This is a genomic window from Edwardsiella piscicida, from assembly GCF_001896205.1.
GTDB lineage: Bacteria > Pseudomonadota > Gammaproteobacteria > Enterobacterales > Enterobacteriaceae > Edwardsiella > Edwardsiella piscicida.
Genome location: NZ_MPNU01000001.1, coordinates 1,803,733 through 1,817,765, shown reverse-complemented (window position 1 = coordinate 1,817,765; position 14,033 = coordinate 1,803,733). Strand labels below are relative to the sequence as shown.

The following is a 14,033-nucleotide window of genomic DNA, read 5'->3' as shown; positions in this document are numbered from 1 at the left end:
CCCATATGAAAACGGAAACCGCCGACAACAGCCACAGCGCCCTGATCGATAATGTCTCCATCCTGACCAACGGCGATCTGTTCGAACGCCTGATGACCCTCTCCCGCGTCATGGCCGGCAGCGGCGCCATGGTGCCGACCCACTTCCAGAAAAACCCCGATGCCTGCATGGCCGTCACCATGCAGGCCGCCCGCTGGGGTATGGACCCCTTTGCCGTGGCGCAGAAAACCCATATCGTCAGCGGCACCCTGGGCTACGAGGCACAGCTGGTCAACGCCATCATCACCACCATGTCGCCCACCAAGGATCGCCTGCACTACGACTGGTTTGGCCCCTGGGAAAACGTGATCGGCAAATTTACCGAGAAAACCTCCGCCAAGGGCCACAGCTACATCGCGCCGGGCTGGACGCTGGCCGATGAAACCGGCTGTGGGATTAAGGTCTGGGCCACCCTGCGCGGTGAAACCGCGCCGCGCGAACTGGTGCTGATGCTCTCCCAGGCCCAGGTGCGCAACTCCACCCTGTGGGCCAGCGATCCCAAACAGCAGCTGGCCTACCTGGCCGCCAAACGCTGGGCCCGCCTCTACACCCCGGACGTGCTGCTGGGCGTCTACTCCACCGACGAGCTGGAAGATCCCATCGCGCGGGAAGAAAAAGACATCACCCCCAGCGTCTCCATCAGCGATCTGGTAGACAGCGCCAACTCAGCAAACGACGCGCAACCGGAGGTGCCAGCGGACAGCCACGACGCCACGCTGGGCGACGCCTTGCTCCAGGCACTGGAACAGGCAGAAACGCTAGAGGAAATCCGCCAGGTAGAGCAGCGCATCGCCCGGCATAAAGCGGCGCTGGGCAGCCAGCGGCTGTTCGAACTGCGCGGAAAAACCCAGAAAAAGCGCAGCGGCTATAAGGCGGTGCAGGAGATCGAGGCCGCGTTCGATGCGCTGCCTTCCGGTGATCCCACCGCCTTTCAACAGCTGGAAAATCTGGTCAAAAACCGCCAGGCGATCCTGCCGCCTGGCGAACAGCAGCGCTTCACCCTGGCACTCGACGATCTGCGCGCCGAATACGCCTGATTCAGGAGCAAACGCACTATGGAAAATCACCGAAAATCCCCCGCGGACAGCGCACGCCAACGGCAGATCCAGCGCATCGTCGCCGACGTCATCGCCCTGCTTCCTCTATTACGCGCCGGGCAGCCTAACCCGCAGTTTGATGGTAAGTCATGGCGCCAGTGGTCCGCCGACCGCCTGCGCGACCGGACGGCGGCGTTCTACCCGCCCAGGCCGCGATCCTCACATTCCACAGCCGCCCCCCAGTCTGCGCCGTTATCCCCCCAGGACACCGCGCCCGTCTACCGACGCGGCCCCGGCGGCGCAATTTACCGCGGCGACTGAACGCGACCGCAACCGCCCCGGCCATCACCGGGGCTCCCCCTTGCACATTAACCGGAGTCGATAATGAAAACGCCCCCCATCAATGGCCTGTATGGCTACAAGCTCAGCGGCAAAGCGCTGCGCCACCCACCGGGCGATCCCCACGGCTGGGCCATTCTCCTGGCCTGCCTGACCGTCGCCGGGCTGGCCCTGCTGCTGATCCACCTACTGTAACGCCCCCTTCCACCGACAAGGAGCCCAGGATGAAACCCAGAGATATCACGCCAGAAGACGAGTACGACGACGAACTGTACGATCCCTTAATCTACCCGGCGCCACGCACCCAGGACGATCGCTGTGACCACACGGCTCGGCTTATCTGGCATATGCGCCAGCGCGCCACCATCCGCAGCGGCGCAGCATGGACACCCTGCCCTCGTCCCGTGCCGAGCGAACCCACACAGCGGCGCCGCGTACCGCAGCGCTTTAACATTGGCCTGCGCCGCAGCTACTCCAGCACCATCGTCACGGCGGTTTACCAGCTGCACCTGCGCCACACCGCCGCCCACGAAATCGCCGCCCTGCTCGGCATTCCGCCTAAAAAAGTGGAGCTACTGCTGCAGCACAAAACCCAAACCCAGCGCCGCGCCTGGCAGCAGGTTCACCAAAGCAACCGCCTACCGGGCAAACGGGAGATCCTGGCGCAGCTGGCCAGGGGGTTACCGGGGTGAAGGTTAGGGTTCTATTGGGTGGGAGGTGCCGTCACGTATCAAGGGGATGGATGAGCACCGAGTCTACCCGTGGTAAACTGTTTACCACTGGTGACATTGGAGGCCATCTGTTTAGATGGTTCGCTAAGAGCGAAAAGCGGAAGTTCACTAAATCCTGAAACCATCAGGAATGGGCGCAGCCCCATAGATCTCTATGCTCGCTTCCAAGGTAGCGTAAACCACTCTCTAAAAGAGAATAGCGCGGATTTCAGGGATACTTACACTAGGTTTAAAATTAGCGCACCTCCCTGCCCTAAACCGGGCAGAAATCGCCAGCAAGCGCGAATCGCATCGGGTCGATGTGATCGTACTGTGCACAGGTGATATTGTAGATAGACAGTGTGAGTACCAGCAGTGAACTCTTTACCACTGGTAACTATTTTCTTGCTTAAGTGCTCGCTTGTCAGCTAACAGGTGAATACTAGCTACAACATATTATCAATAATTATTGTCTAACATTTGTCCATTCTATCAATTTCGTCCAAAAACTGAATTTTATAACTGAAATGTTCAACATTACCAAGCACCACTTGTAAAATATAGTAAGTGTAAGATATAAATGTAGCGATCAATGAGTTTTCTCTATCGCCTAACTCAGTCAACTGTGGTTGATCCAGTAACCAATAGATTTGCTGGATAACTGCCTTAACATCTTCACCAACAGCTCCTCCGCTGACAAGAATAGAGCACATCCTATTAATCACGCTATATGCTCTCGGTTCCATGTCATGCTTGAGTAAGATACTCTCAAGAGCAAATAAACAATATCGTAGGCGATCTTGCAGAACTATCAAAGTTGTCCCCTTACTGTAGGTTAGAATGCTCGCTCGTACCGCTAAAGCAAACTCACTCAAGCCCTCCGACACTACGAGTGAAGCAGCTGCTTTCAGTAGTTCAGAATTAATCTCTGCAAATCTCCGCTTAGATAGACGCCAATAGCCTATATTTTTAGGTAAAATGCATTCAGTATGGCTAAAGCCGCCTTCATACTTTACAATTAGTTTCGATCTTGGAAGGTACTCCGTTCCAGCCAATGCTACCGAATTGAAAATGTACGAGCAAGAAGCAGCAGGGGAAAAGAAGCTCAATAAACCAACAGCATCTTGAGCAATCTGAAAAGCTCGCTCTGCAGCAAATTTTTTCTCAGCCTCAACAGAAACAATTACGGTAGCATATCCTTGAATATCATTTTTCAATTTTTCAAAGAACTGCCTAACATCTGGCTCTTGCTCAGGGGAAGGTAAAGGTGCTCCGCTACGTAGGTTTTCGATAGTATTAGCGGTAATAGAATCTATACGAACAGGGCCAAAGTCAAACCCTTGCTCGACCTCCATATTAGCAATTGGAGCTAAGACCTCAATATTCATGACGGATTTTTTAACTGCATCGCTCAATGCCTCTGAAAATGGTATTTGAACAGATGGAAATTGTTGTCTTACCCAATTAAAGAAAGTAGTCTCAACAAACTTACGACTTATCTTTGTGCGAGCCCAAGCTGCCTTCATGACAACATCAATTAGCTCATTAAGAAATTTATAATCACTCTCTACTAATCCATAGGTTTTTTCATTATATTTGAAGAATATAATAGACATAGCTCCATTAACATCTTGCACCCAGGAGATAACGTCTCCAATTATATCTTGACCAGTAATCAGAGTTATAGGCCGTTCAGTTGCGAAATCATCTACCTCATGCGGAATACGAATCTCTTTAACCTTCCCGAAAATATCACAAGAGATCAGTTCAAGTTCAGCAGCATGAGCTGATGTAAACATAAATGGCTCAATAGGGAGAGAATCTGACGGATTAGTTTGTAAAGTAGGTTCGTTGTCTGGGCTAATCTTATTAAGTTTTATTTTAAGTTGACTAACTTCTTGAAGATCGGAATGATGGTATTTTTCTAAAATGGAATCCAACCAATCATGGAATCTGGATACTAGTGCTAGGTACTCTTGTGTCACTTCGTGAATATCTAGATGTTCCCCAGCTTGTTCAATATAGGTACGAGCTACTGACTTCCAATCTTTCCAATCCAAAAGAGAGGCGGTGTCATAGCTCACTCCTGTTTCCATCGTACCAAAACCATCCATTTCGCTAGGGGCTGCCTCGAACTTCATAAACATACTAGAATTTGGCAAACCTCTGTGAAGCATGTAGTTGCGAAGTCCTTGAACAAACTGTGCTACTGGTGAGTTAGCGAAAGTATCTCTCGCTTTATTTTCATATATTGTGAGAATTTCAGTTCCTGCGTAATGCGTCCTCATGAATACCCGCGTATGTTCAACAAGGGTCAAAGAGGATGAAACGAAGTTATGAATATGACGATTTAGCTCTCGATGGGCTTGGATCCCTGCCTCACGGTTTTTCTCCGCCATTAATGCTATACATTGCTTAGGATCCCTGACTCTTTGGGATAACCAAAGAAGCTCCAACGCATTCATTTTAAATATATTTAGTGAAAAACTGCGTTGATGAGCTCGATCTAGGAAACCTGCCCCCTCTGACTCTCTAATCTGCTGAAAAAGATCAGCGAAAGCAATAGGCCTATTCATTGTTATACCGTAACTCCAGTCAGTTTTACTCAATATAGTTAATAACTCTATTAGATTACTCAAAAACAATCCAGATAAATGAAAGAATTTATACCTTCCATCTAATTGGTTAAGGAAAAACTGCTTGCTCTAATGACTAAAAATATGGTGTAGAAAAATCAACAATTAACTAATCAAATTAGTATTGGTGATAATTTAACATTGCATTTATTCGTTATAAAATAATCACTATACCCAGCTGCGGTCAGCGTTGTCATTACGGACGTAATGGCGAGAAACCGGTGATCGATGGCCACTATTCTTATTGCATTCCTATGATTTGTAAGTAAAGTATCATAAATCGGAATTAGTTTTATCCGCGGCGTCGGGGGTATAGTCCGCTCAGGTGCTGAACACACCTTACAAAGCGGCCTCCGCACCCGACAGCCATGCGGTTTTTTTGTGTCCATACTTTCAGATATGGCCGGGTAGCGAGCAGACCATACAACACCCGCAAGGGGAAAACTGCTGGCCGATCTTTGTACGGTGTTCAAGTACCCGACCGCCCTGCTGAACACAGGGAAAATCTGAACAAATACAAAGGACGCAGAAAATGACCCATCAGCTTTCTGTACACACCCCCAGCGTCATCATCCGAAACCACCGCCCCATCACTACGTCCACTGCGGTGGCTGAGTTCTTTGGCAAGCAGCACAAGAACGTCATCCAGAAGATTGAAACGCTGGATTGCTCACCCGATTTTGCATCGGCTAACTTTTCAGCCGATGTTCAATCCGTGTCAATCGGCAACGGCGCTAAGCGTGAATCTAAAATCTACGAGATGACCAAAGACGGTTTCGTCTTTCTGGTCATGGGCTTTACCGGTAAGAGTGCCGCCGCATTCAAAGAGGCCTATATCGCCGCTTTCAACCGCATGGAAAGGCAACTGCTCACCCGCCAGCAGGGCGCGTACTCAACCCCTAAGCCACAGCAGCTCTCCGACGGGGAGATAAAAAACCTGAAATGGCTGATCGACTCCATCGTTAACCCGTTCCGGTTCCGCGCCGCCTGGAATCAGGGCGTCTGGTACGCACTGCGTCAGGCCACCGGCGTGCCGTCCCCATATCCCTTTACCGCCGCCGATTTGCCTGCACTGGCCCGCGAGCTGCAGCGCATCATGGAAATCAGCCATGAAACCCGCCGCCTAATCCAGCAGCTTGAAAAGCAGGTGCTACAGCAGGTGGTGCGTAACCGTGGCGAACTTCGCCCAGTGTTGAACCATATTCAGCATGAGTTCAGGCATCTGAGTCTGTTGGGGGAGACCCGCTCCCAGTTGAACAACGTCGAGCGGCAAAGTCTGGCCCGGCTGACGCGGCGAGCAGGGTAGCTTGGGGCGCCCGGTGGGGAGGTCTGCCGGGCGTGATATGGGAGAGAGGTGTAAATGCCATTTAAAAATAACAGATTAAAAAAATGAGTAACATATTTGTTTGATTGAAAAAATCAGCCTATAAAAAAATAGATGATTTGTGCGGAAGATAGTGATACATACTCAGAGTATTCAAGTGAAACGACAGTCGGGAAAATTCATAAAAATGATATCATAAGGATTGAAACCGATATGGATACTATGGATGTTAAAGCGATCTTGTCTGGGAATATAAAAATTATCATATGGTGTATAGCGCTTATCATTTCTGTGGCGATTATGTCTCTATCTTATATCTACGCTCCCATTCTCCGGGCGGATGCCTATTCTTATAGATGCAGTTTTTCAGATGAGGGTTATAGGGTAGATGGTAAAAGTTGCCGTTATTTAGAGTGGTATATTAAGAAGGATAGCTCGCGCTGACATTCGCCCCAGTAATATATCAATCCAATAAAAACAATAGGTTGCGTTATGGATATAGTAATCCTTGTCGCCATCATATTCGTACTAATTATTTACATCACTCGGGATAAAACGACTGTATCTGATAAGACAGTGATAACACAAAACAAAACAATAAAAACCAATGATGGCAACATCCAGATAAATAGAACAAGAACTATCAATAGCACCTCTACCCAGTACCATAATATTGAGGGAAATCAGGATAAAATGACCCTTATCTCAGATAACCATGATCGCTATTTGCAGGAGATAAGGCAGCGTCAGGCTCTCTCAAAAGAGAGGTTTATCCCAGCGAAGGCTCCCTATTCAATGAGTTCCTCCCAAGGCTACATTTCTCCTCGTCCAGCCCTCCGCAGTGCACAACCCCAGGCTGTTCACCGTCACTCCGTCAATATTATTGAGCATGAACCGATGATGACAGAGAATACAAAAATTTGCCCACGCTGTGGCCGCACTCTCCAACTGAGCAAATTTAGGCGTTCCAGCAAGCATCCTGACGGCTATACCACATGGTGTGCCGAATGCCTCTCGGCGCCCCGTAATACTAAGCAGATGAAGTATTGCCCTAAGTGTAAGCGCCGCCGACGGAAAACCAGTTTCTACAAAAACAGCAAGCGGAAAGATGGGCTGACGCTGTGGTGTAAGGATTGTATGGATCACTCCTGAAAATAGGTATCCATCCCTCGGGTAAGAGAACGCAAGCTTGCCAGAGGACGAGATCCACTGAATGGCCGGCGTTCCTGCTATCTCAGGAGGCCAGTACCAAACGGTGCAGGTGGCACAGGTCAGTGGTTTTTCTGGCCTCGTTCAGGCTGTAGTGGTTCTGGATCTTGAGCCAGGTTTCTGCCGTACTGCCGAGCACCACAGACAGGCGCAGCGCCATTTCCGGGGTAACCGAGGTGTGGCCAGAGATCAGCCGGCTGGCGGTGGAGGGCGCAATATCCATCGCCTTGGCGAACTGCCGCAGGCTGATATGCATATCCTCCAGTGTCTCAGCGATGATTTCGCCGGGATGCGCAGGGTTAGCCATTTTCATCAGTGATAGTCCTCCAGATTCAGGATCTCCGCATCACCATCGATAAAGCGGAAAGTGATACGCCAATTGCCAGACACTTTTATCGACCAAATATCGTTGCGATCGCCTTTCAGTGGATGCAAATCGTAGCCGGGCATGTTGATACCGTCGATGCAGTCTGCCGCATCAATGGTGGTCAGCCGTGTCCTGATCCGTGGCACCAAGTGTTGCTCAAGTCCGCCACTATCATTGTTGAGGAAGCATTTTTTCAACCCCTGATGCTTGAAGCTTTTGATCATGGCAAGTCACAGTGTTCCTTTATATGGAACACTATATAACACGCGTTCCAGCTTATGCAACACTAGGCGCTGACGATCCCCCTTTCCCCGGAGCCCGCCATGACAACCTACCTCACCATCCCGGCGTGGGCCCGGCAAGTCTATCTCGATAAGCCACCCTGTGTGGACACCGTCCGGCGCTGGATCCGGCGCGGCTATATTTACCCGCAGCCCTACCGCCACGGCCGCGCCTACCGTATTCAGAGCGATGCCCGCTACCTGCCACCCTGGCAGCAGCCCACCGTTCCCGACGGCACGGCGGCGTCTACCCCCACCTTGCTGGAGAGGCTAAAAAATGGTCCAAAATAACGATGACAGCGCTACGCCAAAATTACCGGACAACCTGTACTGTAAGGGCGGGTTTTTCATCTGGCGCAATCCTCTCAGTGGGCAGGAGATGCCCCTGGGCTATATCAAAAAAAACGAGGCCGTTCGCCAGGCGCAAGAGGCCAACCAGTATATCGCCACCCAGCGACCGATGGAGGAAGCGTGCCCCAGCGTCAGCCAATGGATGGCGGAGTATCTGCGGATCCTCGGCTACCGCGGCGTAGCCGCCAATACCCTGCGCGCCAGGCGCTCACAGATCAAGGCCGTACAAACGGTGATCGGGCAGAAGAATATCGCTCAGGTCACCACCCGCGACATCGCCTCACTGCTACACCACTATGTGCTGATCGGCCACCTTTCCGCCGCGGGTCTGATGCGCTCCTTTCTCAACGCCCTATTTCGCGAGGCCATCGCCGCGGGCCTCATCGACTACAATCCGGTGACGCAGACCCGTACACCGCCGATCCGGGTCAAGCGCCGCCGCCTGACAGAAACGATGCTGCAGACCGTTTACGCGCAGGCGCTCCAGCTGGAGTCGCATAAACCATGGCTACCGCGCAGCATTGAACTGGCCCTGCTCACGGGGCAACGGCGGGAAGATCTCTGCGTGCTCCGCTGGCAGGATATCCGGGAAGATAAACTGTGGGTGATCCAGCGCAAGACCGGCGCCAGACTGGCGATGACCCTCGATCTCCATCTGCAGCTCGGTGACTATCCGCTGCGACTGCGCGAGGTACTGGCGCGCTGCCGGCTACCGGGGCCGAGCGACTACCTGCTCAACTCCCAGCGCTCGCGCCTCAACAGGAGGCCGGGGGGAGCCCTGGTGCCCGATACCCTGACCAAAGGTTTCTCCCGGCTGATGGATAAGTGCGGACTGGTTCAAGAGATCTACCCACCCTCTTTTCATGAGATCCGCAGTCTTTCCTCACGCATGTACCAGGCACAGTACGGAACGGAATTCTGCCAGCGGCTACTGGGACATAAAAACCGGCATATGACCGAGAAATACCTCGATCTGAGGGAGGCACTTTGGCAGGTAATAGAGATCCCCAAAAACCAATAATAGGGAACTCAAATTGGCGGGGAGCATTTTAATATCTGACACGATTCCTGTGTCAGGTCTAGGGGAATGGCTCTTTTGGAGAGCCGTGCGCTAAAAGTTGGCATTATGCAGGCATTGAGTGCCTTGCTCTATAATCGTAGCCCATCTGCGCCGTTTTGCCAGTTTCACCCTGGCACCGGTTACGCGGGTAGGATTATAGAACCACGGGGAGAGGTCAAGGTTAATAGAGCGCTACGCCAAAACACCATGGCTACCGCGCAGCATTGAACTGGCCCTGCTCACGGGGCAACGCGGCGGGAAGATCTCTGCACGCTCCGCTGGCAGGATATCCGGGAAGATAAACTGTGGGTGATCCAGCGCAAGACCGGCGCCAGACCGGCGCCAGACTGGCGATGACCCTCGATCTCCATCTGCAGCTCGGTGACTACCCGCTGCGACTGCGCGAGGTACTGGTGCGCTGTCGGCTACCGGGGCCGAGCGACTACCTGCTCAACTCCCAGCGCTCGCGCCTCAACAGGAGGCCGGGGGGAGCCCTGGTGCCCGATACCCTGACCAAAGGTTTCTCCCGGCGAATGGATAAGTGCGGACGGGTTCAAGAGATCTACCCACCCTCTTTTCATGAGATCCGCAGCCTTTCCTCACGCATGTACCAGACACAGTACGGAACGGAATTCTGCCAGCGGCTGCTGGGGCATAAAAACCGACATATGACCGAGAAAGACCTCGATCTGAGAGAAACACGTTGCTAAGTGATAGATACTCCCAAAAACCAATGATCGGGAACCCACATTTGGCGGGAGACGTTTTAATACTGACACAGAAGTCGCGCCGTTATTTTTTATCTCAATAAAATCATAAAGTTATTGATTTACTCTATATGATTATATGATAAGCGTCCTGCTGCAAACGATTCTCTTCTCATGCTAAACCGTATCGCTATGCGCCCACCCCGATCGTAGTACTCTTATACTACGATCGGGGTGGGCTATTATGCTATAGTTAGCACAATTAATAATAGGGTATATTTTATGTGTACGATTTTTTCTGGGCAAGATCCCTTTAATTATACCAGCAGCGCCCGTTCCGTACGTATCTGCGGTCACGTCACCAGCATACGCCTAGAGAATAAATTCTGGGAAATCTTGGAAAGACTCGCTATCTCTCAAAGTAAAACCTTAGGGCAGTTTATCTCTAATCTATACATCGAAGCCATAGATAATAAAATCGATATGAAAAACTTCTCTTCACTGCTAAGGTGCTCATGCCTCATATACCTCGAGAGTATTGTAACTCAGGTTAGCAAGGCGTGACTCACGCCATCAAAGTATCACCCTCACGCCCCATATAACCGCCCAGGCAGCATGTACTGCCGTACAGTCTCCTATCAGGAGTGAGCGACTAATTGCGCCATTTATCTCACGATTCACTCTACCCTTAAAAATAAAACACTCCGGTAGTAGATAACTACTACCCTAAGCCTGCGGCGCGATCTTATATTATCCATATTGTTCACTACGGGAGAGCGCATCATGGCTAAAATGATACACTCAATGATTAGAGTGTCTAACTTAGATAGATCACTCAAATTCTATGCTCAAGCATTACAACTCAATGTGCAGCAGCAGTATGATTTCGACAGTTTCTCACTTGTCTATCTCGCCAATGAGGAGAGTAGCTTCGAATTGGAGTTAACCTATAATGTGGATAGGAGTACGCCCTATTCCCATGGTTCAGGATATGGGCATATTGCCGTCTCCGTTGATGACATTCACGCCACGCATAGCGCATTGCATGCTGCGGGATTAATGCCGGGAGAGGTTAAAGTATTTCATCATCAGGGTGATGTTTTAGCAAAATTTTTCTTCATTACCGACCCAGACGGTTATCAAATTGAATTAATCGAAAGAGCGGGTAGATACCAATAACACTTAGCCATCAATAACTGCAATTTAAAAAAGGAATAATAATGATAAATTTAACGGCCACCTTCACGGCAAAACAAGGTAAAGCAACCATTCTCCGTGATATCTTACTGAAAATGATTAAGGTAAGTAGACAAGAACCTGGCTGTGTACGCTACTGCTTGTATGAAGATGCTATGAAATCCCATATTTTGGTATTCCAAGAGCAATTTCTCGATCAGGCTGCCTTCGATCAGCACTGTAAAATGCCCTATTTTATTTCATTACTCAATGAAATAAATGGGATCGTGGAGAAGGATCCCGACATTCAGTTTTTTAAGCAGATTGAGCCGGTGGAATAACGGTAATACTAACACCAGTTCATCGGTCATCGTAGTCAGTACAACCCGCTCATGCTAACACGGGATATTTTCACAACGGCAACGCTTGAAACAGAATTCGCACTGTATTTCTTTCAGTCCGTTGCCATTTAATTTTAAGATGCGCATATATCGCAGCACACTTATTTGTTTGCGCATTTTGACGCAATCATGCATTGCTAATGTTTGTTACGCCAGATATAAAGCTGCGATTTCCGGATAATTGAACCTCCCCTATGTCTCTCCACTCTCCGTTCACGACCATCCGATAGGCGCCGCTTCGCTATCCAACGCCAAATCGTAACATTCACCGACCGTCCCAGGCTACAGAGGCAGGATACCTGCTGTACCTTAATATCGATCGGTGCGCCACAGCGATGCCTGCATCATCGTCACGGCAGTTTATCCTGTACACCTAGCCGTACTACCGCCCATAAGATCGCCCCCCTGCTTGGTATTTCATCTACAAAGGTGAGGCTGCCTCGACATAAAACCCAAGCCCTGCACCGTACTGACGACAGAGCCACCAAAGCACCTGCCTGCCGGATAAACGGGAATTCTAGCACCGAGGACAAGAGGATTAGCGGTGTGACGGTCGCGGGGTTATCAGGGTTATCCCTACTCTGTGTGAATAGTAAAAGGCCAACAGAGTGAATTTTTCTTTAAATTATTTAACAACAGCGCCATCGTTATATTCTTTTATTTAATGCATTCCACATAAAACATATATAAATTACATTAATTGATTTTTTATACTGTGTGGCACACATATTGCTTTACCATAAATTGTAATTGTGATTGTAATTGTAATGCGTAACACTTTTGTGTAATGATGCGATGTATCGACACGCTTAGCTTAGTAAAGCTTCACAGTAGCCTCGCTATTGCAACACGCAACAAGATAGCGTAATGACGCCATTTTGATTTATTTGTTTTCTAATGTTGTTTTAATTGCATTAAACCAATGAATATAACAACTATCGTGTTCGTAGCGCGCTTATATGTTTCATATACTAATGAGAGAGGTGTGGAATATGAAAGCATTAAATATATTTATATTTTCCGTATTAATTATCTCATTCAACGCAAATGCAACGTTCTCTCTTGTTGCCTACGATGAAAACAGTGGAATTTATGGTGTAGCATTCGCCAGCTGTGTTTACCTACCACCTAACCTAGACATAACAGATAAAGTGAATACCCTTACACCTATTGGAACAATAACAACACAAGCAACGGTGAACTTTAATAATATAAATTTAAACAATGGAAAAGATATGATTCTTAGAAATGTTAGAGGGAATCAGATTCTTGAGTGGTTATATGACCATGACCAGGATGGGACTGAAGGGAGAGATTCAAGACAGTTTTTAATATTAAGCAATCCATCATCAGGTCCAGTTGAGGGGTATGCGTTTACTGGTGGTGAGGTTCCTTCCGTCAAAGGGAGTATTATTAGAGATAATCTTGTTATTGCTGGAAATACTCTACATTCTAACACACTGGATGCAATCCTAGACGGATATATGGAACAACGCGATTTTTTTGTTGAAAAATTACTGAGCGGCCTTACGTCTGTACGCGATCGTGGATTGGGTGATTTGAGATGTGATGGGACATCATCTTATACGGCATTTATAAAGATAAATGATAGAAGTTGGTTTTATAATTCAAGAGATATTGATGAAGATGCCGTAAGTGGATTAGAGAAAATAATTAATGGAAGGCAAAAGCCACAGGTATGCCTTACCTTAGTTTCAGGAACGGCTTTTCTTGCTAATATTGACATAAAAGGAAGCGGTCATTATATTGGCCCATATGGCGTTGGTAGTAAAGTCTGCGATGATGCAAAACCGAGGGATATATTTACTCCCCAGCTTAATATTGTGGCAGGGGCACATAAGACATGCCCAAGTGTAGCCATAGGAGAATATAATGAAATCGTAAATTATGATGCCTGGGGAACCACGTTTTCGCCTCATTGTATTCTTAAGAACGACCATCTCGAGGTGTATGCTGATCCACATCAAAAAGGTGAATCCTTGAACATCCTTCAAGATATCTCTGATCTTAGCCAGTATAATTTCTCCGAACGTATATCATCTTTCGCTATCCCTCATGGATGGACGGTACGTTTCTTCGAAGATAAGAATTTTAGCGGAAATTACTATACTCGCGTTGAGGGTGATACAGAAGCGAGCGCCTTTGATAATAAGGCCCGTTCAGTTCGCATACTCAGTCGAGAATGATGCTTTAGGATAGCAATAATCACTCGACGTCATAGTTACTTAATTGGTGTCGCAATGTAAGTATATTTTTTATTGTTTCGTCACTTATCCTAAGATTATTACACTTTTGTCAGTCCGACGCCCTACGGGGCACGGACTGACGGTTTACATGAATGACTCAGCCATTACCTGATTGCACAGCGCTGACTA

16 protein-coding genes are annotated in these 14,033 nt (G+C 48.8%); 13 read left to right on the top strand and 3 right to left on the bottom strand.

Features of this window, described 5'->3' with window-relative positions:
- Positions 1–5: 5 nt before the first annotated feature.
- From BRD58_RS08395 to BRD58_RS08380, 4 genes are all read left to right on the top strand, one after another.
- Positions 6–1,076, top strand: coding sequence for a RecT family recombinase (locus BRD58_RS08395; protein ID WP_073382217.1), 1,071 nt, complete (start codon positions 6–8; stop codon positions 1,074–1,076).
- Between the two features lie 18 nt (positions 1,077–1,094).
- Positions 1,095–1,397, top strand: a complete 303-nt coding sequence (locus tag BRD58_RS08390) for a hypothetical protein (RefSeq protein ID WP_073382213.1) — start codon at positions 1,095–1,097, stop codon at positions 1,395–1,397.
- Between the two features lie 63 nt (positions 1,398–1,460).
- The gene (locus BRD58_RS08385) at positions 1,461–1,610 is read left to right on the top strand and encodes a potassium transporter 7 (protein WP_069578536.1); all 150 of its coding nucleotides are present in this window, start codon (positions 1,461–1,463) and stop codon (positions 1,608–1,610) included.
- Between the two features lie 29 nt (positions 1,611–1,639).
- The gene (locus BRD58_RS08380; protein ID WP_073382210.1) at positions 1,640–2,107 is read left to right on the top strand and encodes a hypothetical protein; all 468 of its coding nucleotides are present in this window, start codon (positions 1,640–1,642) and stop codon (positions 2,105–2,107) included.
- A 491-nt stretch (positions 2,108–2,598) separates the two neighbouring features.
- Here BRD58_RS08380 and BRD58_RS08375 read toward each other — a convergent pair whose 3' ends face one another.
- The gene (locus BRD58_RS08375) at positions 2,599–4,701 is read right to left on the bottom strand and encodes a hypothetical protein (protein ID WP_139263893.1); all 2,103 of its coding nucleotides are present in this window, start codon (positions 4,699–4,701) and stop codon (positions 2,599–2,601) included.
- A 592-nt stretch (positions 4,702–5,293) separates the two neighbouring features.
- On the opposite strand from BRD58_RS08375, the gene BRD58_RS08370 reads away from it, so the two are divergent.
- Together BRD58_RS08370 and BRD58_RS17885 are read left to right on the top strand one after the other, a co-directional pair.
- Positions 5,294–6,067 (top strand): Rha family transcriptional regulator, encoded by a 774-nt coding sequence (locus BRD58_RS08370; RefSeq protein ID WP_073382201.1) that lies wholly within the window; start codon positions 5,294–5,296, stop codon positions 6,065–6,067.
- 510 nt (positions 6,068–6,577) lie between these two features.
- A complete protein-coding gene (locus tag BRD58_RS17885) occupies positions 6,578–7,237 on the top strand; it encodes a hypothetical protein (RefSeq protein ID WP_073382197.1) in 660 nt (219 codons plus the stop codon).
- A gap of 82 nt (positions 7,238–7,319) precedes the next feature.
- Here the strand turns inward: BRD58_RS17885 and BRD58_RS08360 are convergent, their stop codons facing one another.
- Together BRD58_RS08360 and BRD58_RS08355 are read right to left on the bottom strand one after the other, a co-directional pair.
- Entirely contained in the window at positions 7,320–7,607 is a 288-nt protein-coding gene (locus BRD58_RS08360; protein WP_073382192.1) for a HigA family addiction module antitoxin, read from the bottom strand.
- Positions 7,607–7,885, bottom strand: coding sequence for a type II toxin-antitoxin system RelE/ParE family toxin (locus BRD58_RS08355; RefSeq protein WP_073382188.1), 279 nt, complete (start codon positions 7,883–7,885; stop codon positions 7,607–7,609). Before BRD58_RS08355 ends, BRD58_RS08360 begins: the two co-directional genes overlap by 1 nt.
- A gap of 99 nt (positions 7,886–7,984) precedes the next feature.
- Here BRD58_RS08355 and BRD58_RS08350 point away from each other — a divergent pair, with 99 nt between their 5' ends.
- The 7 genes from BRD58_RS08350 to BRD58_RS08320 all read left to right on the top strand — a co-directional run bounded on the left by BRD58_RS08350 (position 7,985) and on the right by BRD58_RS08320 (position 13,844).
- Positions 7,985–8,233 (top strand): excisionase, encoded by a 249-nt coding sequence (locus BRD58_RS08350; protein WP_015871361.1) that lies wholly within the window; start codon positions 7,985–7,987, stop codon positions 8,231–8,233.
- On the top strand, positions 8,220–9,314 hold the full coding sequence (locus BRD58_RS08345; RefSeq protein ID WP_073382185.1) for a tyrosine-type recombinase/integrase: 1,095 nt from the start codon (positions 8,220–8,222) through the stop codon (positions 9,312–9,314). The genes BRD58_RS08350 and BRD58_RS08345 overlap by 14 nt, the downstream gene beginning before the upstream one ends.
- A gap of 344 nt (positions 9,315–9,658) precedes the next feature.
- On the top strand, positions 9,659–10,063 hold the full coding sequence (locus BRD58_RS08340; protein WP_225857685.1) for a tyrosine-type recombinase/integrase: 405 nt from the start codon (positions 9,659–9,661) through the stop codon (positions 10,061–10,063).
- Between the two features lie 279 nt (positions 10,064–10,342).
- Positions 10,343–10,624: a ribbon-helix-helix domain-containing protein gene (locus BRD58_RS08335; protein WP_015461419.1), complete on the top strand. Its 282-nt coding sequence runs from the start codon at positions 10,343–10,345 to the stop codon at positions 10,622–10,624.
- Between the two features lie 219 nt (positions 10,625–10,843).
- A complete protein-coding gene (locus BRD58_RS08330) occupies positions 10,844–11,239 on the top strand; it encodes a VOC family protein (protein WP_015461418.1) in 396 nt (131 codons plus the stop codon).
- A 41-nt stretch (positions 11,240–11,280) separates the two neighbouring features.
- Positions 11,281–11,577, top strand: a complete 297-nt coding sequence (locus BRD58_RS08325) for a putative quinol monooxygenase (protein WP_012848441.1) — start codon at positions 11,281–11,283, stop codon at positions 11,575–11,577.
- Between the two features lie 1,052 nt (positions 11,578–12,629).
- Positions 12,630–13,844, top strand: coding sequence for a DUF1028 domain-containing protein (locus tag BRD58_RS08320; RefSeq protein ID WP_071890384.1), 1,215 nt, complete (start codon positions 12,630–12,632; stop codon positions 13,842–13,844).
- Positions 13,845–14,033: the final 189 nt, after the last annotated feature.